The following is a 20784-nucleotide window of genomic DNA, read 5'->3' as shown; positions in this document are numbered from 1 at the left end:
GAGAGGGGAGCAATATGGTGCGTGGCTGAGGGCGTGGCACTTACAAGGTCCCCCTCCTATTAATGAGAAGACGGTTGGGAAGAGGGCAAAGGTTCAAGGAGCAACCACCATGACCCTACTCGACAACGCCAAACGCCTTCGTCATGAGATGACTGATGCCGAGCAACGGCTTTGGCATTACCTGCGCGCTCATCGTTTCCTTGGCCTGAAGTTCAAACGGCAGAAGCCCATTGGCCCCTATATCGTCGACTTCATATGCACCGAACGCTGGTTGGTCATCGAGCTGGACGGTGGCCAACATCAACAGCAGGTGCAATACGATCAACAACGTCAGTGTTTTCTGGAAAGTCGAGGCTATCGTGTGCTGCGTTTCTGGAATCATCAGGTGCTGGCTGAAACCGAGGCTGTTCTTGAACGGATTCGCCTCGAACTCGGTGAGCAAGACGACATGTGAACGTCGCCGCAAGTCTTGGCGGAACGCTGGTCGGCTCCCCTCTCCCATTTATGGGAGAGGGGTTGGGGGAGAGGGGCCTGCATGTCCTACCTAACTCGCCGCTGGCTCCTCATCCTTCTACTTCCCCTTGCTCTGCTCTGGCTTGCCGACCGCCTCTTCCCGTTGCCACTGCCCGAAGACGATCTTGCCCGAGTGGTGCTCGCCGAGGACGGTACGCCGTTGTGGCGTTTCGCTGATCGTGACGGCGTATGGCGTTATCCGGTGACGCCGGACGAGGTCTCGCCCTTTTACCTCGAAGCACTGCTGACCTACGAGGATCGCTGGTTCCGCCAGCATCCCGGGGTCAACCCGCTGGCGCTGGGGCGCGCGGCCTGGCAGAACCTTACCGGAGGACGCGTGGTGTCCGGCGGCAGCACCCTGTCGATGCAGGTGGCGCGGCTGCTCGATCCGCATGACCGGGATCTGCCCGGCAAGCTCAAGCAATTGTGGCGCACCGCGCAACTGGAATGGCACCTGTCCAAGGACGAGATTCTCGCTCTCTATCTGAATCGCGCGCCTTTCGGTGGCACCTTGCAGGGCGTGGCCGCTGCCAGCTGGAGTTATCTGGGCAAACCGCCGAGCCAGCTCACCCGCGCCGAAGCAGCACTGCTCGCCGTGCTGCCGCAGGCGCCCAGTCGCTTGCGCCCGGATCGCCACCCGGAGCGGGCCCAGGCCGCTCGCGACAAGGTGTTGCGCCGCCTGGGCGAGTTTCAGGTATGGCCGCAGACTCAAGTGGATGAGGCGCTGGAGGAGCCGGTGTTCCTCGCCCCGCGCCGTGAACCGAGCCTGGCGCCTCTGCTGGCGCGGCGGCTGAACCGTGCCGGCAGCCCGCCGTTGATTCGCACCACTCTCGATGCCGCCTTGCAGCTGCGCCTTGAAGACCTGCTGCTGGGCTGGCGTGCGCGCCTGCCCGAGCGCACCTCGGCGGCAATTCTGGTGGTCGAGCACGAGAGCATGGCGGTACGTGCCTATCTCGGATCGGTGGATATCAGCGACACCTCGCGCTTCGGTCATGTCGACATGGTGCGTGCCCTGCGTTCGCCCGGCTCGACGCTAAAGCCCTTTCTCTACGGCATGGCGCTGGATGCCGGGCTGATCCATTCCGAATCACTGCTGCAGGACGTGCCGCGGCATTACGGCGACTACCGCCCCGGTAATTTCGCCGCCGGTTTCATCGGCCCAGTGTCGGCCAGCGAGGCGTTGGCCACCTCGCTCAACCTGCCCGCCGTGCAGCTGTTGGAAGCCTACGGGCCGAAACGCTTTGCCGGCGAGCTGCGCAGCGCGGGCCTGCCGATTCGCCTGCCGGCGCTGGCCGAGCCGAACCTGGCGCTGATTCTTGGCGGCGGTGGCTCGCGCCTGGAATCGCTGGTGGCCGGTTACAGCGCCTTCGCCCGTGGCGGCATGGCGGCCAAGCCGCGCCTGCAGCCCGATGACGAGCTGCGCGAGCGGCGCCTGTTGTCACCCGGTTCGGCCTGGATCATCCGGCGCATTCTCAGCGGCCAGGCGCGGCCCGACCGCGACCCGCGCGCGCAGCTGGCGCAGCGGCCCACGCTGGCCTGGAAGACCGGTACCAGCTACGGCTTTCGCGACGCCTGGGCCATTGGCGTCGGTCCGCGTCATCTGATCGGCATCTGGATCGGTCGACCGGACGGTACGCCAGTGCCCGGTCAGTTCGGTCTGGCCTCGGCCGCGCCGCTGTTGCTGCAGGTGCATGACCTGCTGGTCAATCGCGACAGCCAGCTTGGCGTCGCGGCGCCGGTCGATAAGCAGCCAGCCGAGGTTGGCGTAGCCGCGATCTGTTGGCCGCTGGGGCAGCCGATGAGCAAGGACGATCCCAACTGCCGGCGCCTGCGCTTCGCCTGGACACTGGAGGGGACCACGCCACCCACCTTGCAGGCCGCCGATCAGCCGCTGGGCAGCGGCCTGCGTGAACGCTACTGGGTCAATGCCGTGGGGCGTCGCGTCGGTCCCGGTTGTACAAACGCCGAGGCGCGCGAGCTGGCCTTGTGGCCGGCGCCGCTGGAGCCCTGGTTGCCCCGGCGGGAGCGGCGTGCCGCGCGCTTGCCGGATATCGATCCAGGCTGCCCGCCACCGGTCAGCAGCCAGGTCGCACCGCTATCCATCGTCGGCGTGCGTGATGGCGATCGCCTGAGACGGCCACAGGGCAATCACGAACCTTTGCGCCTCAGTCTGTCCGCACTGGGTGGCAATGGCCGGCGCTGGTGGTTTCTCGATGGCCGACCGCTGGGCGTCAGTGCCCAGGATGCGTTCTTCAGTCATGCCTTCGACAGCGGCAGGCACCAGCTCAGTGTGCTAGATGAGGGCGGCCAGACCGCTCGTCTGGAATTCAGCGTAGGGCCCTGAGCCTGGTTACCCGCCAGTCCGCTGGTGGCGGCCGCTCTGGCCCGAAGCCTTGCTCAAGGCAGTGAAATGGTGTGGCTCATGTGGGTAAAGCCTGGCAGTGAGGCGCCGATATGAGAGCTATCGGTGATCCGATTGCAATTTGTGTACATTTTTGTATCCAATTACCTGGTCGAACTCCAAACCACCACCAGGAGAAGCCCCATGCGCCTCTGGCAACGCAGTATTCAGTGGCAACTGATCCTCAGTATGGGGGCGGCCCTGTTGGCCAGCATTCTCATCGTCGTCGGCATCTACTCTGCGGTGGTCGACCGCCTGACCGAGCGCTACCTGATCGAAGAGGCGTTGCCGGCCCGGGTACTGGCGATCCGCAACGATCTGGAGCGGGTATTGACCGCGCCGGTCACGGCCAACGCCTCGATTGCCGAGAACAGCCTGGTTCAGGACTGGCTTGAAGCGGGGGAGGGCGGCTCCCGGCGTGACGAGTTCGCCCGTTATCTCGAAGGCGTGCGCGCCCAGCAGAACGCCATGACCACCTCGATCGTCGCCCTGGCCAGTGGCAACTACACCACCGGCGAAGGGCTGATGCGCACCCTCGATCGCTCGCAGACCGAGAATCAGTGGTTCTATCGCCTGGTCGACAGCGACCGCGACCGGGTGCTGGAAATCGACATCGACAAGACCACGCGCCTGCCCACGCTGTTCATCAACCAGCGTATCAAGCGAGGCGGCAAGACCCTCGGCGTGGCCGGTCTGGGATACAACCTGGCGGACATGTCGAAGATGATCAGCGAGTTCCGTTTCGGCGAGCGCGGCCAGGTGTTTCTCATCGACAGCCAGGGCAACGTCAAGGTCCACCCGCGCTCCGAACTGAGCGGTAGCGGCAAGCTCGCCGAACTCTTTGGGGGCGATGCCAGCCGGCAGGTGCTGACTGGTGACAGCCGTGCGGTGCGCTTCGAGCGCGATGGCGAAATTCTGCTCGCCGTGGCGCAGAAATTCGCCAGCCTTGACTGGTTGCTGGTCAGCGAGGTACCGGAGGCCGAAATCTATGCCGAGGCGCGTCAGGCGCTGTTGACGACCAGCCTGATCGGTGTAGCCGTGGCGCTGCTGTTCCTCGCCCTGGTGGTATTGCTGGCGCGCGGCCTGGTCAGGCCGATCCGCCAGGTGACCCAGGCGCTGGTGGAAATCGGCGGCGGTGGCGGCGACCTGACGCGGCGTCTGGATGAATCGCGCGCTGACGAACTGGGCGATCTGGCCCGCGGCTTCAACCGTTTTCTGGCCAGCCAGCGCGACCTGATCGGCGATGTGCTGGCCACCAGCGAGCGGCTGCGCACTGCAGTCGGCCAGGTGGCGAGAGTGGTGGAGAACACCGCCGAACGCGCCGGCCAGCAGCAGGAAATGACCGACATGGTGGCCACCGCGGTGAACGAGATGGGCCTGACCGTGCAGGAGATCGCGCGCAATGCCAGCAATGCCGCACAGTCCTCGCACAGCGCCCGTGAAGAAGCGCAGAGCGCGCGCCAGGTGGTCGGACAGTCCATCGCCCATATCGAGCGGATGTCTGCCGATATCGGCAGCGCGGCGGATGCGGTGGCCGAACTGGCCGAACAGGTGGCGTCCATCGATCAGGTGCTGGCGGTGATTCGCGGCATTTCCGAGCAGACCAACCTGCTGGCGCTGAATGCCGCCATCGAGGCGGCTCGGGCCGGGGAAATGGGCCGCGGTTTTGCTGTGGTGGCCGATGAGGTGCGCACGCTTGCCAGTCGCACCCAGGCCTCTACCGACGAGATCCAGCAGATGATCCAGCGTCTCAAGCAGGGTGCGGAGACCGCGGTCAGCTCGATGCATGCCGGCCAGTCAGCGACCGGCACCGGTGTCGAGTCCAGTCAGCGCACGGGGCAGTCGCTCGGCGCGATCACTGCACAGGTCGAGCGTATCAGCGACATGAACACCCAGGTGGCTGCGGCGACCGAAGAGCAAAGTTCGGTAACCGAAGAGATCAACCGCAACGTCCAGGGCATCGCAGATCTGGCGCACGCCACCGCCGGCGAGGTGCGCGCCTGTCGCGAAGATTGCCAGACATTGAGCCGCCTGGCCGACGACCTGGCCGGGCAGATGGGCAAGTTCAGGCTGTAACGCCACACCTCGGCGATCGGCCGTGACCAGGCGGTTACGGCCGGCGTGTATCTCTCAGCCGCGGCGAATCATCCAGATACCGGCGACGATCAGCAGCAGCCCGGCCACCTTGCCAAGGGTGATGGGCGATTCGCGAAAGCCGGCCCAGCCGAAATGGTCGAGGGTGACGGCCATGGCCAGTTGCCCGGCAATCACCAGCACCATGAACAGCAGTGCCCCGACCCGGGGGCCGGCGAAGGCGGCGGTGGCGATGAAGAACGCGCCGAGCAGGCCGCCGCTCCAGTGCCACCAGGTCAGTTCCCTGAGCGCGCCGAGGCCAGGCATCTCGCGCTGACTGAGGGTCATCAGGAGCAGCGCCAGGGTGCCGACCGCGAAGGAGATCAGCGCAGCGGCCAGCACGCTGGACAGGTGACGGGCAAGCTGGCCGTTGATCCCGGCCTGCAGGGGCAGCACTGCGCCGGCGATAAAGGGCAGGGCCAGAAGCCAGCTGCTGATGTGGTTCATGGGGGTACTCCGAAGGCAGAAAAAAGGCGGCCATTATGCGTTCATGGGCGCCCGTTCGCAGCCATGGCTGCTGCGCACTGGCGAACGTGACCGGATGGTCTAGGCTTACGCAGCGAAGCGTCCGGCAACGCACCGGGCGACGGCCTGATTCGGGAGAACCACGATGGACATGAACCGTCGACAGTTCTTCAAGGTCTGCGGCGTGGGCCTTGGAGCATCGAGCCTGGCGGCGCTGGGGGTGGCACCCCCGGATGCCTTTGCCGACCAGGTGCGGCATTTCAAACTGACCAGCACCACCGAAACGCGCAATACCTGCCCTTACTGCTCGGTCGGCTGCGGCCTGATCCTCTACAGCCAGGGCGATGCCGCGAAGAACGTCAAGCAGAACATCATTCACATCGAGGGCGACGCCGACCACCCGGTCAACCGCGGCACCCTCTGCCCGAAGGGCGCCGGCCTGCTGGACTTCATCCACAGCCCCAACCGGCTGAAGTACCCCGAGGTGCGCGAGCCCGGCTCCAATGAGTGGAAGCGCATCGGCTGGGACGAGGCGCTCGATCGTATCGCCCGACACATGAAGGCCGACCGCGATGCCAACTTCATCGAGCGCAACGAGCAGGGCCAGACGGTCAACCGCTGGCTGAGCACGGGTTTCCTCGCAGCCTCCGCCTCGAGCAACGAGGCCGGTTACATCACCCACAAGGTGATGCGTTCCCTGGGCATACTGGCGTTCGACAACCAGGCGCGTGTCTGACACGGCCCGACGGTGGCAAGTCTTGCCCCGACGTTTGGCCGTGGAGCCATGACCAACCACTGGACCGACATCAAGAATGCCGATCTGGTGCTCATCATGGGCGGCAATGCCGCCGAGGCCCACCCCTGCGGCTTCAAGTGGGTGACCGAGGCCAAGGCGCACAACCAGGCCAAGCTGGTGGTGGTCGATCCGCGCTTCACTCGTTCGGCCGCGGTGGCCGACCTGTACGCACCGATCCGCACCGGTACCGACATCGCCTTCCTTGGCGGGTTGATCAACTACCTGCTGGAAAACGACAAGATCCAGCATGAGTACGTGCGCAGCTACACCGACGCCAGCTTCCTGGTCAGCGATGACTACCTCTTCGAGAACGGCGTGTTCAGTGGCTACGATGCCGACGGCCGGCGCTACGACAAGCGCAGCTGGGGCTATCAGCTCGACGAGGACGGCTACGCCGTGGTCGACCCGACCCTGAGCCATCCGCGCTGCGTATTCAACCTGCTCAGGCAGCATTACAGCCGCTACACGGTGGATCTGGTGAGCAGTATCTGCGGCACGCCAAAGGCGCAGATGCTGCAGGTGTGGGAAACCATCGCCGAATGCGCCGTGCCGAACAAGGTCATGACCATCATGTACGCCTTGGGCTGGACACAGCACTCGGTCGGCTCGCAGATGATCCGTACCGGTGCCATGGTGCAGCTGCTGCTGGGCAACATCGGCATGCCCGGTGGCGGGATGAACGCCCTGCGTGGCCACTCCAACATCCAGGGCCTGACCGACCTCGGCCTGCTCTCCAACCTGCTGCCCGGCTACCTCACCCTGCCGGCCGAACAGGAGCAGGACTACGCCGCTTATATCGCCAAGCGCGCACCCAAGGCGCTGCGGCCGGGGCAGCTGTCCTACTGGCAGAACTACGAGAAGTTCCACGTCAGCCTGATGAAGGCCTGGTACGGGCGCAACGCGACGGCGGAGAACAACTGGGGCTACGACTGGCTGCCCAAGCTGGATATCCCCGGCTACGACGTGCTCAAGGTCTTCGACATGATGTACCAGGGCAAGGTCAACGGGTACTTCTGCCAGGGCTTCAACCCCATCGCCTCGTTCCCCAACAAGGCCAAGGTGGGCGCCGCACTGGGCAAGCTCAAGTACCTGGTGATCATGGACCCGCTGGTGACCGAGACCTCGGAGTTCTGGCGCAACGTCGACGAGTACAACGACGTCGACACCGCCAGCATTCAGACCGAGGTGTTCCGCCTGCCCACCACCTGCTTCGCCGAGGAGGACGGCTCGCTGGTCAACAGCGGCCGCTGGCTGCAGTGGCACTGGAAGGGCGGCGAGTCACCGGGCCAGGCGCGTACCGACATCGCCATCATGGCCGGGCTGTTCCAGCGTCTGCGCAAGGCCTATGCCAGCGAGGGCGGAGCCTTCCCCGATCCGATCCTCAACCTTGAATGGTCCTACCTGAAGCCCGACGAGCCGTCGCCGGAGGAGCTCGCCCGCGAATTCAGCGGCAAGGCACTGGCTGACCTCTACGACCCGACCAGCGGCGCGCTGCTGGCCAAGGCCGGCGAGCAGCTGGCCGGTTTCGCCCAGCTGCGCGCCGACGGTTCCACCGCCAGTGGCTGCTGGATCTTCTGCGGCTCCTGGACGGCCCAGGGCAACCAGATGGCGCGGCGCGACAATGCCGACCCCTACGGCATGGGACAGACCCTCGGCTGGGCCTGGTCCTGGCCGGCCAACCGTCGCATCCTCTACAACCGCGCCTCGTCCGACCCCAGCGGCAGGCCCTGGGACCCGGAGAAGAAGCGCCTGGTGTGGTGGAACGGCAAGGCCTGGGGTGGCACCGACGTGCCCGACTTCAAGGCCGACTCGGCGCCGGAAGAGGGCATGAACCCCTTCATCATGAACCCCGAGGGCGTGGCGCGCCTGTTTGCCCTCGATCGCATGGCCGAGGGGCCGTTCCCCGAGCACTACGAACCGTTCGAGACACCGATCGGCCGTAACCCGCTGCACCCGGACAACCCGGCCGCCATCAGCAATCCGGCCGCGCGGGTGTTCCAGAACGACATGGAGCTGTTCGGCAAGGCGGAGGAGTTCCCCTATGCGGCGACCACCTACCGCCTCACCGAGCACTTCCACTTCTGGACCAAGCACTGCCGACTTAACGCCATCGTCCAGCCCGAGCAGTTCGTCGAGATCGGCGAGGCGCTGGCCAGGGAGCTTGGTATTGCTGCCGGCGAGCGGGTCAAGGTGTCGTCCAACCGCGGCTACATCAAGGCGGTGGCGGTGGTGACCAAGCGCATCCAGCCGCTGACGGTGGACGGCAAGACCGTGCATCAGGTCGGCATCCCCCTGCACTGGGGCTTCTCCGGCGTGGCGCGCAACGGCTACCTGACCAACACCCTGACGCCCTTCGTCGGCGACGGCAACACGCAGACGCCGGAATTCAAGTCGTTCCTCGTCAACGTGGAAAAGGCATAGGAGCAGCGCCATGGCCTCACAAGACATCACCGCCCGCTCCGCCACCACCACGCCGATGCCGTCCGTGCGCCAGCTCGGTGAGGTGGCCAAACTCATTGACGTGTCCAAGTGCATCGGCTGCAAGGCCTGCCAGGTGGCGTGCTCGGAATGGAACGACCTGCGTGACGAGGTCGGCCAGAACCACGGCACCTACGACAACCCGGCCGACCTCACTGCCAGCTCCTGGACGCTGATGCGCTTCACCGAGCACGAGGAGGACGGCCGGCTCGAGTGGCTGATCCGCAAGGACGGCTGCATGCACTGCGCCGAACCCGGTTGCCTGGCTGCCTGCCCGAGCCCGGGGGCGATCGTGAAGTACGCCAACGGCATCGTCGACTTCAACCAGGACAAGTGCATCGGTTGCGGCTACTGCATCACCGGCTGCCCGTTCGATATCCCGCGCATCTCGCAGAAGGACCACAAGGCCTACAAGTGCAGCCTGTGTTCCGATCGCGTGGCGGTGGGTATGGAACCGGCCTGCGTGAAGACCTGCCCGACCGGGGCCATCGTCTTCGGCAGCAAGGAAGCGATGAAGGAGCATGCCGAGGAGCGCATCACCGACCTCAAGTCGCGCGGCTACGATAACGCCGGCCTGTACGACCCGCCGGGCGTCGGTGGCACCCATGTGATGTACGTGCTGCATCACGCCGACCGGCCGTCGCTGTATGCCGGGCTGCCGGTCGACCCGCAGATCAGCCCGCTGGTGGAACTGTGGAGGGGGGTGACCAAGCCGCTCGGCCTGCTGGCCATGGGCGCCACGGCGCTGTTCGGCTTCTTCCACTACCTGCGTGTCGGGCGCAACCGCGTCGAGGAGGACGAGCCGGTTACCGGCGATCCGGCGGTGCATCAGGTCGACCCGGCCGTACACACCTATGATCCGGACCAGCGGCCGTAGGAGGCGAGCAATGAAACACGACATCCAACGCTACACGGCTGGCGAGCGCAGCAACCACTGGATCGTGGCGATCCTCTTCATCCTCGCCGGCCTGTCCGGGCTGGCGCTGTTCCATCCGGCGCTGTTCTGGCTCAGCAACCTGTTCGGCGGCGGAGTCTGGGCGCGCATCCTGCATCCCTTCCTTGGCCTGGCCATGTTCCTGTTCTTCCTCTGGCTGGTGATGCGCTTTGCCGGGCACAACCGCTTCGAGGCCAACGACCGCCGCTGGCTGGCGCAATGGCGCGACGTGGTGGGCAACCGCGAGGAGCGGCTGCCGCCAGTGGGGCGCTACAACGCCGGGCAGAAGCTGCTGTTCTGGGTACTGCTGCTGTGCATGCTGGTACTGCTGGTCACCGGTTTCGTCATGTGGCGGCAGTACTTCAGCCACCTGTTCGACATCGAACTGGTGCGTCTGGCATCCCTGCTGCACGCGGCAGCGGCCTGGGCGTTGATCATCTGCATCATCGTGCATGTCTACGCCGGCATCTGGGTCAAGGGTTCGGTCGGCGCCATGCTTGGCGGCTGGGTCAGCCGTGGCTGGGCGCGCAAACACCACAGGGCCTGGTACGAGGAAGTGACCCGAGAGGGTCGCAAGCCCTGACCATCCGGGCCGGGTGGCCACCCGCCAAGGGGATGGCCGCCCGTGCCGGGCAAAGCCGCTGTGGTGGTCTAGTCTGAAAGTCGTGCGAACTCAGCCGTAAGGAGTCCTGCGTGCCAGGCCAGATCCTCGAGCCGGGGCAAATCGAAGCCGCGGCCAACATCCCGCCCTTTCTCCACCTGCCCGAACCCGACCTGTTCAGCCACCGTGCCCGGCGTCTGCGCAGCCTGGCCGCCAACCATCCGCTTGGCGCCTATCTGCTGCTGATGGCCGAGCTGTGCGATGCCCAGCAGAAGCTGCTGGATGCGCCGCCGCCACTGCCGGGCCCGGACGCGCAGAGCCAGGCGCGCAGCATCGAGCATCGCATGCCGCCGCTGGGCTTCGACGCGCTGGTGCGCAGCGATGCCTGGCTGCCCGCACTGGATGCCCTGCTGGCGTGCTACCGACCACACGGCAACCCATCGGTGAACGCTGCGCTCGCCGGCCTCGGCGAGGCCGATGGCGGTCAGCGCAAGGCCTGGGCCATCGCGCTGCTCAACGGCCAGTTCGACCTGCTTCCCGCCGCCCTGGTGCCTTTCCTCGGTGCGGCGCTGCAGGCCGCCTTCAGCCACTGGCTGCAGGCACTGCCAAGCGAGCGCCTGGCAGAGAACGCGAGCCAGACACTATGCCCGGTGTGCGGATCGCCGCCGGTTGCCGGTCTGGTGCGCCACCGTGGCAAATATGCCGGCCTGCGCTACCTGTGCTGCTCGCTGTGCGCCTGTGAATGGCACTACGTGCGGGTCAAGTGCAGCCACTGCGAATCCTCCAAGCACCTGAGCTACCTGTCGCTGCAGCGCGATGGCACGGCCGCCGACAAGGCGGTGCTGCGCGCCGAAGCCTGCCCGAGCTGTCAGGGTTACCTAAAACAGTGCTACCTGGAGTTCGACGAGCAGGCCGATCCGGTCGCCGACGACCTGGCCAGCCTGGCCCTGGACCTGCGCCTGGGCGAGGAGGGCTACCTGCGCCGCGCGCCGAACCTGCTGCTCGCCCCGGGCAGCACCGACTGAGGAGGGACTATGAACGCCGCGCACCTGCCTTCTGTCGACCGTCTGCTGCGCAGTGAGAGTGTTGCTCCGCTGCAGCAGCGCTATGGTCGTGATGCCCTGCTTGCCACCCTGCGCGATCTGCTCGACGAGCTGCGCGAACCGGCGCGTAGCGGCCAGCTTGCCGCAGTGGAGCTGAGCGAAGCCGTGCTTGCCGGTCGCGCTGGCGAACGCCTGGCCGCCCGCCATGCCAGCCGCGTGCGCCGGGTGTTCAACCTCACCGGTACGGTGCTGCACACCAACCTCGGTCGCGCGCTGCTGCCGGAGGAGGCCATCGAAGCCATCACCCTGGCGGCCCGCTACCCGATCAACCTCGAGTTCGACCTGGCCAGCGGCAAGCGTGGCGACCGCGACGACCTGATCACCGGCCTGATCCGTGAACTGACCGGCGCCGAGGCCGTCACCGTGGTCAACAACAATGCCGCGGCGGTGCTGCTGGCGCTCAACAGCCTCGGCGCGCGCAAGGAGGGCATCATTTCGCGCGGCGAGCTGATCGAGATCGGTGGTGCCTTTCGCATCCCCGACATCATGGCCCGCGCCGGTGTGAAGCTGGTGGAAGTGGGCACCACCAACCGCACCCACGCCCGTGACTACGAGAACGCCATCGGCCCGCGCTCGGGTCTGCTGATGCGCGTGCATACCAGCAACTACAGCGTGCAGGGCTTCACCAGCAGTGTCGCCACGCGCGATCTGGCGGCCATCGCCCACGCTCACGATCTGCCGTTGCTGGAGGATCTCGGCAGCGGCAGCCTGGTCGACCTCAGCCGCTGGGGGTTGCCCAGGGAACCGACCGTGCAGGAGGCGCTGTGCGACGGCGCCGATATCGTCACCTTCAGCGGCGACAAGCTGCTCGGCGGCCCGCAGGCCGGCATTCTCCTCGGCAGCCGCGAGCTGATCGGGCGGATCAAGAAAAACCCGCTCAAGCGCGCCCTGCGCGTCGACAAGCTGACGCTCGCCGCACTGGAAGCGGTGCTCGGCCTGTACCGCGACCCGGAGCGTCTCGCCGAACGCCTTACCAGCCTGCGCCTGCTCAGCCGCCCGCAGGCTGACATCCGCACCCAGGCCCAGCGCATTGCGCCACGGCTGGCGGCGAGCCTCGGGGCGCACTGGCAAGTGGGCGTGGAAGATGCGCTGGGCATGATTGGCAGTGGCGCCCAGCCGGTGGCACGACTGCCCAGTGCAGCGCTGTGCATTCGCCCGCAGGCATCGCGGCGCCTGCGGGGCCGTGCGCTGCGTGAACTGGAGGGGCGGCTGCGTGACCTGCCGGTGCCGGTGATCGGCCGCATCGACGATGACGCGCTATGGCTCGACCTGCGCCAGCTCGACGATGAACTGGTCTTCGTCGAGCAGCTGGCGCAACTGCGCGAGGCCGGTGCATGATCGTCGGCACCGCCGGCCATATCGACCATGGCAAGACCGCGCTGCTGCAGGCGCTGACCGGTCAGCAGGGGGACCGCCGCCCCGCCGAGCGTGCCCGTGGCATCACCATCGACCTGGGCTATCTCTACGCCGACCTCGGCGACGGCCGGCTCACCGGCTTTATCGACGTGCCCGGCCACGAGCGCTTCGTCCACAACATGCTGGCCGGCGCCTGCGGCATCGATCTGTTGCTGCTGGTGGTGGCTGCTGACGACGGGGTAATGCCGCAGACCCGCGAGCACCTGGCCATCGCCGAGCTGCTGGGTATCCGTCGGGCGCTGGTGGCCCTGACCAAGATCGACCGGGTAGACGCCGCGCGCCTGCAGCAGGTACGCCAGCAGGTCGTAGCGCTGCTCGCTCCCGGGCCGCTGGCCGATGCCGAGCTGCTGGCGGTGGACAGCCTCTCCGGCAAGGGCATCGACACGCTGCGTCAGCGCCTGCTGGCGGCCTCGGCCGCGCAGGCGGCGCGCAGCACCCGGGGGTATTTCCGCCTGCCCATCGACCGCGCCTTCAGTGTCGAGGGCGCCGGCGTGGTGGTCACCGGCACCGCCTTTGCCGGGCGTGTGGCGCTTGGCGATGAGCTGCTGCTCAGCCCCTCGGGGCGCCGTGTGCGGGTACGCGGCCTGCGCGCGCAGAATCGGCCGGCCGAGGAGGCCAGCGCCGGTCAGCGGGTGGCGCTGAACCTGGCCGGGGAGCGGCTGAGCGTGGATCGCCTGCATCGCGGTGACTGGCTGCTGGCGCAGCCGCTGTTGGCGCCGACCACCCGCCTGGATGTCGAGCTGCGCCTGCTGGATACGGAAACTCGGGCACTGGCGCACTGGACGCCGGTGCACGTGCACCTGGCCGCGCAGGACGTCACCGGGCGCGTCTCCTTGCTCGATACTGACAGCCTGGCGCCCGGGCAGCGCTGCCTGGCGCAGCTGGTGCTCAACGCCCCCGCACATGCCGTGCATGGCGACCCGCTGGTGCTGCGCGACCAGTCGGCGCTGCGTACCCTCGGCGGCGGTCGTGTGCTCGATCCCTTCGCTCCGGCGCGCGGGCGGCGCCTGCCTGCACGCCTGATGCAGCTGCAGGCGCTGCGCGATACCGATCTGGAACAGGCTCTGCCTACATTGCTGCAGGCTGCCGACAACGGCCTCGATCCCGGCCTGCTGGAGCGCCAGTTCAACCGTCCGCGCGACAGCTGGACGCTGCCCGCGGGCCTCTGCGAGCTGACGACCAGGCAGGGCAAGCGGCTGTTCGATGACACTCGTCTGCAGGCGCTACGCGCAGCACTGGTCGATGGTCTGCGCCGTTTCCACGAAGCCTCGCCCGACGAGCTCGGCCCGGACCGCGACCGGTTGCGCCGCTACGCGCTGAGCGAGTTGGAACGGCCAGTGGTCATTGCCCTGCTGGAAGAGGCCCTGGTTGCGGGACATATCGCCAGCAGTGGTCCCTGGCTGCATCTGCCGGACCACCGCGTCCAGCTCAATTCGGCGGACGAGACTTTGCGCGAACAACTCTGGCCACTGCTGCTCGCCGGTGGTTTCGAGCCGCCCTGGGTGCGCGACCTGGCCGCTGCCGTGCAGCAGGATGAAGCGGCTGTGCGACTGCTGCTGCGCAAGCTGGCGCGCCTCGGCCTGTTGCATCAAGTGGTCAGGGACCTGTTCTATCCCGAGCAGACTCTGCTGATCCTGGCGCGACAGGCTATGGATCTGGTGCAGTTGCACGGCAGCCTGCGGGTGGTCGACTGGCGCGACCGCATCGGCATCGGCCGCAAGCGCAGCATCCAGTTGCTGGAGTATTTAGACCGCGTCGGCTTCACCCGCCGCCTGGATAACGAACGGCGCATCCGCAGCGACTCTGCGCTGGCCATTCAGTTGTCGGGCAATCACGAAGCGGAGGACCATCACAGCGTCCAGGCAAGACCTGGGCTACCCTGAACAGGACCGTGACGGCTGCCGACAGACGCGGCCGCGAACAGGGAAGGCAATCACGCCCGGTGGCGTGGCCGGGCTTCAAACCCGGTGGGGGACGGCATCCGTTCCTGGGTGAGTTCGACTCTCACTGCCTTCCGCCATTTCCTTCCCATTAAATCCCGAGCACCTGAACTCCATCCGCCTGTGGATCGAAGCGCTCCCGCTGCATGCGCTCGGCGAAGGCCTGGAGCGCGGCCTCGCCGCTGAGCAGCTTGGCCCGGCTCTGCGCCGGGTCGTCGGGCATCAACCGTACCAGCCAGCCGCGGCCGTAGCAGTCCTGGTTGATCAGGGCGGGACGGTGGACCACCTCGGGGTTGCTGGCCAACAGGGTGCCGCTTAGCGGGCTGCGGGCGGAGGAGGCGGCCTTGGCGAATTCCACCACGCCGAAGCTGCGGTCGCGCTCGATATGCAGGCCGTCGCGCTTGGGAGTGAAGGCGAAGATCTGGCCGTACAGGGCGCAGCCGTAGGCGGTCAGGCCGAGGGTCAGGCTGCCGTCGGCCTCCTCGCGCAGCCACAGGTTGTGGTCCGGGGCATAGAACAGGTCAGTGGGGAAGGGCAGGCCGTGCAGTTCCATGGCGCTCCTCAGAGGGTCAACACGCGGTCGTATTCCAGGATCATCTGCGCCAGCTCGCCGCCGCTGGCGATCTCGTCCAGCTCCGGGATCAGTTCGGCTTCGTCGATGACGATGCCCGGCGCCCGGCACATCAGCAGGCGGGCACCGGCCAGCTTGGCCTGTTGGATGAAGTGACGGATCGGCTCGCCCGATTCGCTGGCGCGTAGCGTGTCGGCAACCCGCTGTTGCGCCAGTTGCGCCGCCTCGCCGCTTAGGAACAGGGTCACTTCGGCGTCCATGCAGGCGAGCAGGGTGGCGGTATGGAAGGGCGCGGCGCAGCGGGCCGGAGTGCTCGGGCCGCTGCTGACGATGATCAGCACGCGCCGCGCTTCGCTCACAACGGCTTCTCCAGCTGCACCAGGGCGACCCGGCCGCCGTCCGGCGCGCGGCGTTCGACGATGCCGATGGTGCGGTAACCCAGGCGGGTGTAGAGCAGCAGGCCGCCGGCGTTGGCATTGAAGCAGGACACCTTCATCAGCGGCGCCTTGTAGCGTTCCCGAGCCAGATTCTCCATCACCTCCACCAGGTATTGGGCCACGCCCTGGCTGCGGGCCCAGGGTGCCACCATCAGGTTGCCCAGGGCGCAGAACTCGCCGTGCTGCCACTGGTAGAAATTGGCGAAGCCGGCGACCCTGCCGTCGAGTTCGACCACGGTGCTTTCACGGCGCTCGGCGATGGCTGCGGCGAGTTGGCGGACATTCAGCGGCCAGGCGGCCCTGGGGTAGCAGAAGAACAGTTCATCGACGTTCTGCGGGAAGCCGACCACGGTGTCGAGGTCTGCGGCTGTGGCCGGGCGGTGTTGCAGGTTCGCACTCAAAGCGGAGGGTCCCTGGTCAGCGTGGAGGATATTGCGAGAGCACCTGAGCGACGGTTTCGCGGATCGCTCTTTCGCGTTCGGCCGGCGTCGGTGGCTGGCTGCGCATGATCTGTTCGCCGCTGCCGCGCCACACCAGCTTGCCGTCTCTGGCGTCGTAGAGGTCGATCTGCAGGGTGGCGACCTTGTAGTTCACGCGGCGCGTTTCGCTGAACGCCGGGCCACCCCAGTAACCGCCCCAATAGCCACCCCAGCCGCCACCGTACTGGGTGGTGATCTGATCCTGACGTTCGTCGACGATCAGCACGCTCTGCACCTTGAGGTCACCATTGCCATCGGTGGCCTGGCGCAGGCCGCGCTGCTCGAGCTGTTCGGCTACGGCCTGGCTGATGCGGGCTTCGGTGAGATCGCTTTTCAGGCGGGCGTCATCGGGCTGGTAGGCAAGTTTGGCGTCCATCCAGCTCCAGGTGCGGTAGGCGGCGAAGTCACGACTGGGGTCGAAGTCACGCTCCAGGCTGACGCTGGCGCAGCCACCCAGCAGCAAGGCGAGCAGCAGGTAGGGCAGGGTACGCATATGGCTCTCCAGGCAGTCGATCAGTAAGGAGGATAGCCGTCCAGCGCGGCGCGGATGGCCACGCGCATGGCATCGGCCTGTGCCGCCTGGTCCTTGCCGGCCACGGCTTCACCGCTACCGGACCAGACCACCTGACGATCCCGTGGGTCGATCAGCTCGATGCGTACCACGGCCACCTTCTGCTCGTAGGTGCGCACGATGGGCACGCTGCCGTAGGCACCGTAATGGCGATCCCAGTGGCTGCCGGTGCCGTAGTAACCGCCAAGGTTGTCCTGATACTGACGCAGGCGGGTTTCCTGGCTGATGCGGGCGCTGACCAGCACATCGCCAGGGCCATTGAGCGCCGGGCGTAGGCCGTATTGATCGAGGCCAGCGCTGATGCTGTCGGCCAGGTCGTTAGCGGGTGCACGGCCTTCCAGCCAGCTCCAGCTGCGGTAGCGACCGTAATCGCGCGGCGCCGCCGGGTAGGCGCTGCGGTCGAAGGTCGTGGCCGCTTCGGGCGGCGCCGGCGGCATTGGCAGCGATTCGGCCTGGTAGGGATTCTGGCTCTGGCAGGCAGCCAGCAGTGGCAGGATGAATATGGCTATGGCGGTGCGCATGGTCGTCTCCGTGGTCGCGCGCGACATCCCCGATGGATTCAGGCTACGCCGGGCTGCCCGCTTCGTCCAATGGGCTCAGCGGGGCCGGCAGATCCAGTGCAGGTAGCGGCCCAGGCCGGCGAAAGTCGGGTGGCGCCGATGGGCCAGTTCCATTTCCAGCAGGTCGATCAGCTCGGCCTTGGCCTGGAATTCCTGCGGCATGTAATCGTGGAATACGCGCACGCCGCTACGGCTTTCGACCTGCCAGTACTCGCTGAGTTGCGTGTCCAGTTCCCGTGGGTCGAGCGGGCGCTGCGGGGTCAGGCTCTGGCCTTCGCCGGCGAAGCGTTCCTTGCGCAGCTTGCGGAAGTGGCCCTTGAGCAGGTTGCGATAGATCAGCGCGTCCTTGTTGTAGAAGGCCAGCGACAGCCAGCCTTCCTTGCTCGTCAGCTGGTGCAGCACCGGCAGGATGGCCGCCGGCTCGGCCAGCCATTCCAGCACGGCATGGCACAGCACCAGATCGAAGGGCTGCTGCAACTGGCCGAGCAGCTCCTGCCAGGGCGCCTGAATGAATGCGGCGCTCTGGCCGGCTTCGGCGAAACGCTGGCGTGCTTCGGCAAGCATGGGTTCGGCGGGGTCGGCCAGGGTCACCTGGTGGCCGCGCTCAGCCAGCCACAGGCTCATATGGCCAAGGCCGGCGCCGACATCCAGTACGCGCAGCGGACGATCCGGAAGCGCCTCGTTCAGGTCGGCCTGCAGTACGGCGAGGCGGATCGCGCCCTTGGCGCCGCCGTAGATCTTCTCGGCGAAGCGGGTGGCGAGTTCGTCGAAGTGGCGGTCACTCATTTGAGAAAGCGCCGTTCGTTGTCGGCGAGCTTGTCGAGCACCACCTGATTCATGTCCAGGCCCAGCTCGCTGCACAGTTGCAGCAGGTAGAGCATCACATCGGCCACTTCCTGCCCGGCATGGGCGAGCTGCTCCGGGGGCAGCTGGCGGGATTGCTCCTCGCTCAGCCACTGAAAGATTTCCACCAGCTCGGCCATTTCCACGCTGGCGGCCATGACCAGGTTCTTCGGGCTCTGGTAACGGCTCCAGTCGTTGTGATCGCGAATGGCGTGCATGCGCGCGGTGAGTGCGGCGATGTTCATGGTGCGGCTCCTTTCGAGCCGCATAGCTTCGGCTCGAAAGGAGCGCGCTGCAAGATGTCCTGTGTGCTTATTCACCTGTAGGAGCGGAATGCCGCCCAGCCGCTCCTGCAGGATGTGGAGATCAGCTTTCCAGCGGCTGCCAGCTGCCGGCCATATGCGGTGTGTCGTTTTCGCCGATCAGGCGGAACTGACCGCTGGCGGCCGGTTCGCTGGCCTGCAGGGAAACTCGTGTGGGCAGCAGCACCGGCTTCTGGAAGCGCGCCTGCACCTCGTAGCCGGCCAGTGGCAGATGTGACTGCAGCGCGCCCAGGGCACGCCCCTTGTTCCACAGGCCGTGGGCAATGGCGCGGGGGAAGCCGAACAGTCGCGCCGTCAGCGCATACATGTGGATCGGGTTGTAATCGCCAGCCACGCGGGCGTAACGCCGCCCGGTATCGGCGGGTGCGGCCCATTCGGCCAGCGGCGCCAGCGGCAGGGGCTCCTGCTCGGTTCGGGGCTGCGGCTGCCCGTCGAGGCGCACGGCGCGGCAGAGTATGCGACTGTCGCCCTCCCAGAGCAGGCCGAGCTGGTCCTCCAGACGCGAGATCAGGCTGAACGTGGCGCCCTTGTCGTGCGGTTGCAGGTCGGTTACCTGCACGCTGATCCGGAACGGCCCCAGCCCGCCCAGTGGCCGCAGCACGCGAATACGATTTTCCAGATGCACCAGGCCCAGCAGCGGAAAGGGGAAGCGGCGATCGGTGAGCAGCTGCATTTGCAACGGGAAGGCGAGAATGTGCGGATAAACCGGCGGCAGGTAGGCGCTTTCGGCAAGGCCGCAGAGCTGGCGATAGCGCGCCAGGTGCTTCGGGTCCACCTCCACCCGGCAGCGCAGACCGAGGTCGGGCAGTTGCCGACCCGTCACCTTGCGCCGCAGCGCTGCACGCAGAAACAGGCCGGGCAGGGCCGGAGGTGTATCGAGATCGAGCCAGTCGATGGCCATTGGCGAACTCCTTGGCAAATGGATGGCAGCAGCTTAACCCTCAGACCGATGCTGGCATTGGCTGTTCTGCCCGGCTTGCATGCAGGTCAGTCAATCTCTGCCACGCGGCTGTTTGGCGGATCAACATCCCAGGCAGACTGATTGGCCAACGTAGGTAGTTCTTGAGCTGCCTGCTAAGATGGCGCCGCTCACGAATAAGAAGAACAGCAAAATCATGCGTGACCTGACCGACGATGTGGCGCTGATGCGCCCGGTAATCGATGCCCTGCGTGCCAGCGGAACCGACCCTGACCGCGTCTTGGTACGAGTCGGCCTGCCCCCCGGCGGGCTTCCGGCGGGCCGTTTCCCGCATGCCGCCCAGGCGGCGTTCTGGAAGGCTGCCAGCGACGAATGCGGCGAGGAGCATGTCGGCCTGTACCTGGCCCAGCACCTGCCGGCATTTCACGGCCTGCTTCTGGAATACCTCTTCCTTTCCAGCGAAACCTTCGGCGCCGGGCTGCGTCATGCCCTGCGTTACGTGCGCCTGCTGTCCGATACCCTCAATGCGCGCCTCGACGTGGACGGCGAAATGGCCGTGCTGACCCTGGGCCTGGAAACCGACACGCCGCGGCACTTCCCGGAGATGCTGGCAGGCGCGGTGATTCGCCTGTTCGCGGCGCTGACCGAAAATGATTTCCGTCCGCGCGAAGTGCGTTTCAGGCATGCCGAAGGCGCGCCCGTCGAGCGCTACCAGGAGGTTTACGGCTGCCCGGCGCGTCTGGGCGCCGAGGACTGTGCGCTGCTGTTCGACGCCGCGGTGCTGGAAAAGCCTTCGCGCCATGCCGCCCCGGAGCTGCTGCGCATGCACGAGTCGCTCGCCCGACGGCAACTGGCCGAGGTCGAGCGGCTGGATCTGGTGCGCCAGGTGCGCGAACTGATTGCCGAGCTGCTGGTCGACGGCGGAGTGACGCTGGAGCAGGTCGCTGGCCGCCTGAACATGCCGGCGCGGCGCCTGCGCGAACGTCTGGCCATGGCCGGCGTGCGCTTCAACGACCTGATCACCGATTACCGTTGCCGCCTGGCCAAGGAGCTGCTGCTCAAGACCGACGAGCGTATCGAAGTGATAGTCGAACGCACCGGCTTCTCCGAGCCGAGCACCTTCTACCGCGCGTTCAAACGCTGGGTGGGGGAGACGCCGGTGGAGTTTCGCAAGCGCGGCAAGGCGTGATGCCATCCTGTGGGAGGGGCTTGGGCTGCGACCGTCGCCGCTGAAGCGTCTCCCACACAGATTCACTCGCCTGTAACCGTAGGGGGCGGGCGGCGATCCGCTTCAGCCCACC

Annotated in this window: 19 protein-coding genes, 1 tRNA gene and 1 pseudogene; 12 read left to right on the top strand and 9 right to left on the bottom strand. The window is 66.6% G+C overall.

All coding sequences use genetic code 11. The features are described 5' to 3' along the window. Positions 1-109: 109 nt before the first annotated feature. From OEG79_RS17695 to OEG79_RS21350, 4 genes and pseudogenes are all read left to right on the top strand, one after another. The gene (locus OEG79_RS17695) at positions 110-454 is read left to right on the top strand and encodes an endonuclease domain-containing protein (protein ID WP_264146250.1); all 345 of its coding nucleotides are present in this window, start codon (positions 110-112) and stop codon (positions 452-454) included. A gap of 81 nt (positions 455-535) precedes the next feature. After that, positions 536-2857 (top strand): peptidoglycan glycosyltransferase PbpC, encoded by a 2322-nt coding sequence (gene pbpC / locus OEG79_RS17690; RefSeq protein WP_264146249.1) that lies wholly within the window; start codon positions 536-538, stop codon positions 2855-2857. Positions 2858-3058: 201 nt separating this feature from the next. After that, positions 3059-4078 (top strand): annotated as a pseudogene (locus OEG79_RS21355) (cache domain-containing protein); the annotation flags it as partial. Between the two features lie 174 nt (positions 4079-4252). Further along, positions 4253-4990, top strand: coding sequence for a methyl-accepting chemotaxis protein (locus OEG79_RS21350; protein ID WP_413247551.1), 738 nt, complete (start codon positions 4253-4255; stop codon positions 4988-4990). A 54-nt stretch (positions 4991-5044) separates the two neighbouring features. Here OEG79_RS21350 and OEG79_RS17680 read toward each other — a convergent pair whose 3' ends face one another. Further along, positions 5045-5494, bottom strand: coding sequence for a DMT family transporter (locus tag OEG79_RS17680; RefSeq protein WP_264146247.1), 450 nt, complete (start codon positions 5492-5494; stop codon positions 5045-5047). A gap of 163 nt (positions 5495-5657) precedes the next feature. On the opposite strand from OEG79_RS17680, the gene fdnG reads away from it, so the two are divergent. The 7 genes from fdnG (at position 5658) to OEG79_RS17645 (ending at position 14860) form a co-directional block, all read left to right on the top strand. Continuing rightward, positions 5658-8729 carry a formate dehydrogenase-N subunit alpha gene (gene fdnG / locus OEG79_RS17675; protein WP_264146246.1) on the top strand — a complete coding sequence of 1024 codons (3072 nt, stop codon included), beginning with the start codon at positions 5658-5660 and terminating at the stop codon, positions 8727-8729. Between the two features lie 10 nt (positions 8730-8739). Further along, positions 8740-9663, top strand: coding sequence for a formate dehydrogenase subunit beta (gene fdxH, locus OEG79_RS17670; protein WP_264146245.1), 924 nt, complete (start codon positions 8740-8742; stop codon positions 9661-9663). A gap of 10 nt (positions 9664-9673) precedes the next feature. After that, positions 9674-10303, top strand: coding sequence for a formate dehydrogenase subunit gamma (locus OEG79_RS17665; protein WP_264146244.1), 630 nt, complete (start codon positions 9674-9676; stop codon positions 10301-10303). A gap of 110 nt (positions 10304-10413) precedes the next feature. Beyond that, positions 10414-11346 (top strand): formate dehydrogenase accessory protein FdhE, encoded by a 933-nt coding sequence (gene fdhE, locus OEG79_RS17660; RefSeq protein ID WP_264146243.1) that lies wholly within the window; start codon positions 10414-10416, stop codon positions 11344-11346. Between the two features lie 9 nt (positions 11347-11355). Beyond that, positions 11356-12762, top strand: a complete 1407-nt coding sequence (selA, locus tag OEG79_RS17655) for an L-seryl-tRNA(Sec) selenium transferase (protein WP_264146242.1) — start codon at positions 11356-11358, stop codon at positions 12760-12762. Then, on the top strand, positions 12759-14723 hold the full coding sequence (gene selB / locus OEG79_RS17650) for a selenocysteine-specific translation elongation factor (RefSeq protein ID WP_264146241.1): 1965 nt from the start codon (positions 12759-12761) through the stop codon (positions 14721-14723). Before selA ends, selB begins: the two co-directional genes overlap by 4 nt. Before the next feature lie 41 nt (positions 14724-14764). Further along, positions 14765-14860, top strand: a tRNA-Sec gene (locus OEG79_RS17645). Positions 14861-14871: 11 nt separating this feature from the next. On the opposite strand, the gene OEG79_RS17640 is transcribed toward OEG79_RS17645, so the two are convergent. The 8 genes from OEG79_RS17640 to OEG79_RS17605 all read right to left on the bottom strand — a co-directional run bounded on the left by OEG79_RS17640 (position 14872) and on the right by OEG79_RS17605 (position 19465). Then, complete coding sequence (locus tag OEG79_RS17640) at positions 14872-15333, bottom strand: glycine cleavage system protein H (protein WP_264146240.1); 462 nt, start codon at positions 15331-15333, stop codon at positions 14872-14874. 8 nt (positions 15334-15341) lie between these two features. After that, positions 15342-15710: a DsrE family protein gene (locus tag OEG79_RS17635; RefSeq protein ID WP_264146239.1), complete on the bottom strand. Its 369-nt coding sequence runs from the start codon at positions 15708-15710 to the stop codon at positions 15342-15344. Further along, positions 15707-16189, bottom strand: a complete 483-nt coding sequence (locus OEG79_RS17630) for a GNAT family N-acetyltransferase (protein WP_264146238.1) — start codon at positions 16187-16189, stop codon at positions 15707-15709. The genes OEG79_RS17635 and OEG79_RS17630 overlap by 4 nt, the downstream gene beginning before the upstream one ends. A gap of 16 nt (positions 16190-16205) precedes the next feature. Further along, positions 16206-16760: a DUF4136 domain-containing protein gene (locus OEG79_RS17625; protein WP_264146237.1), complete on the bottom strand. Its 555-nt coding sequence runs from the start codon at positions 16758-16760 to the stop codon at positions 16206-16208. Positions 16761-16780: 20 nt separating this feature from the next. Next, entirely contained in the window at positions 16781-17359 is a 579-nt protein-coding gene (locus OEG79_RS17620) for a DUF4136 domain-containing protein (RefSeq protein WP_264146236.1), read from the bottom strand. Between the two features lie 75 nt (positions 17360-17434). Then, entirely contained in the window at positions 17435-18184 is a 750-nt protein-coding gene (locus tag OEG79_RS17615; protein ID WP_264146235.1) for a methyltransferase domain-containing protein, read from the bottom strand. Then, entirely contained in the window at positions 18181-18486 is a 306-nt protein-coding gene (locus OEG79_RS17610; protein ID WP_264146234.1) for a nucleotide pyrophosphohydrolase, read from the bottom strand. The genes OEG79_RS17615 and OEG79_RS17610 overlap by 4 nt, the downstream gene beginning before the upstream one ends. Positions 18487-18607: 121 nt before the next feature. Beyond that, positions 18608-19465 carry a MaoC family dehydratase gene (locus OEG79_RS17605; protein ID WP_264146233.1) on the bottom strand — a complete coding sequence of 286 codons (858 nt, stop codon included), beginning with the start codon at positions 19463-19465 and terminating at the stop codon, positions 18608-18610. Between the two features lie 214 nt (positions 19466-19679). Between OEG79_RS17605 and OEG79_RS17600 the strand changes: the two genes are divergently transcribed. Then, entirely contained in the window at positions 19680-20672 is a 993-nt protein-coding gene (locus OEG79_RS17600; protein WP_264146232.1) for an AraC family transcriptional regulator, read from the top strand. Positions 20673-20784: the final 112 nt, after the last annotated feature.

It is taken from the genome of Pseudomonas sp. Z8(2022), assembly GCF_025837155.1.
Lineage (GTDB): Bacteria > Pseudomonadota > Gammaproteobacteria > Pseudomonadales > Pseudomonadaceae > Aquipseudomonas.
Note: the sequence above shows the minus strand (reverse complement) of the source record. Positions and strands in the feature narration are given on the sequence as shown.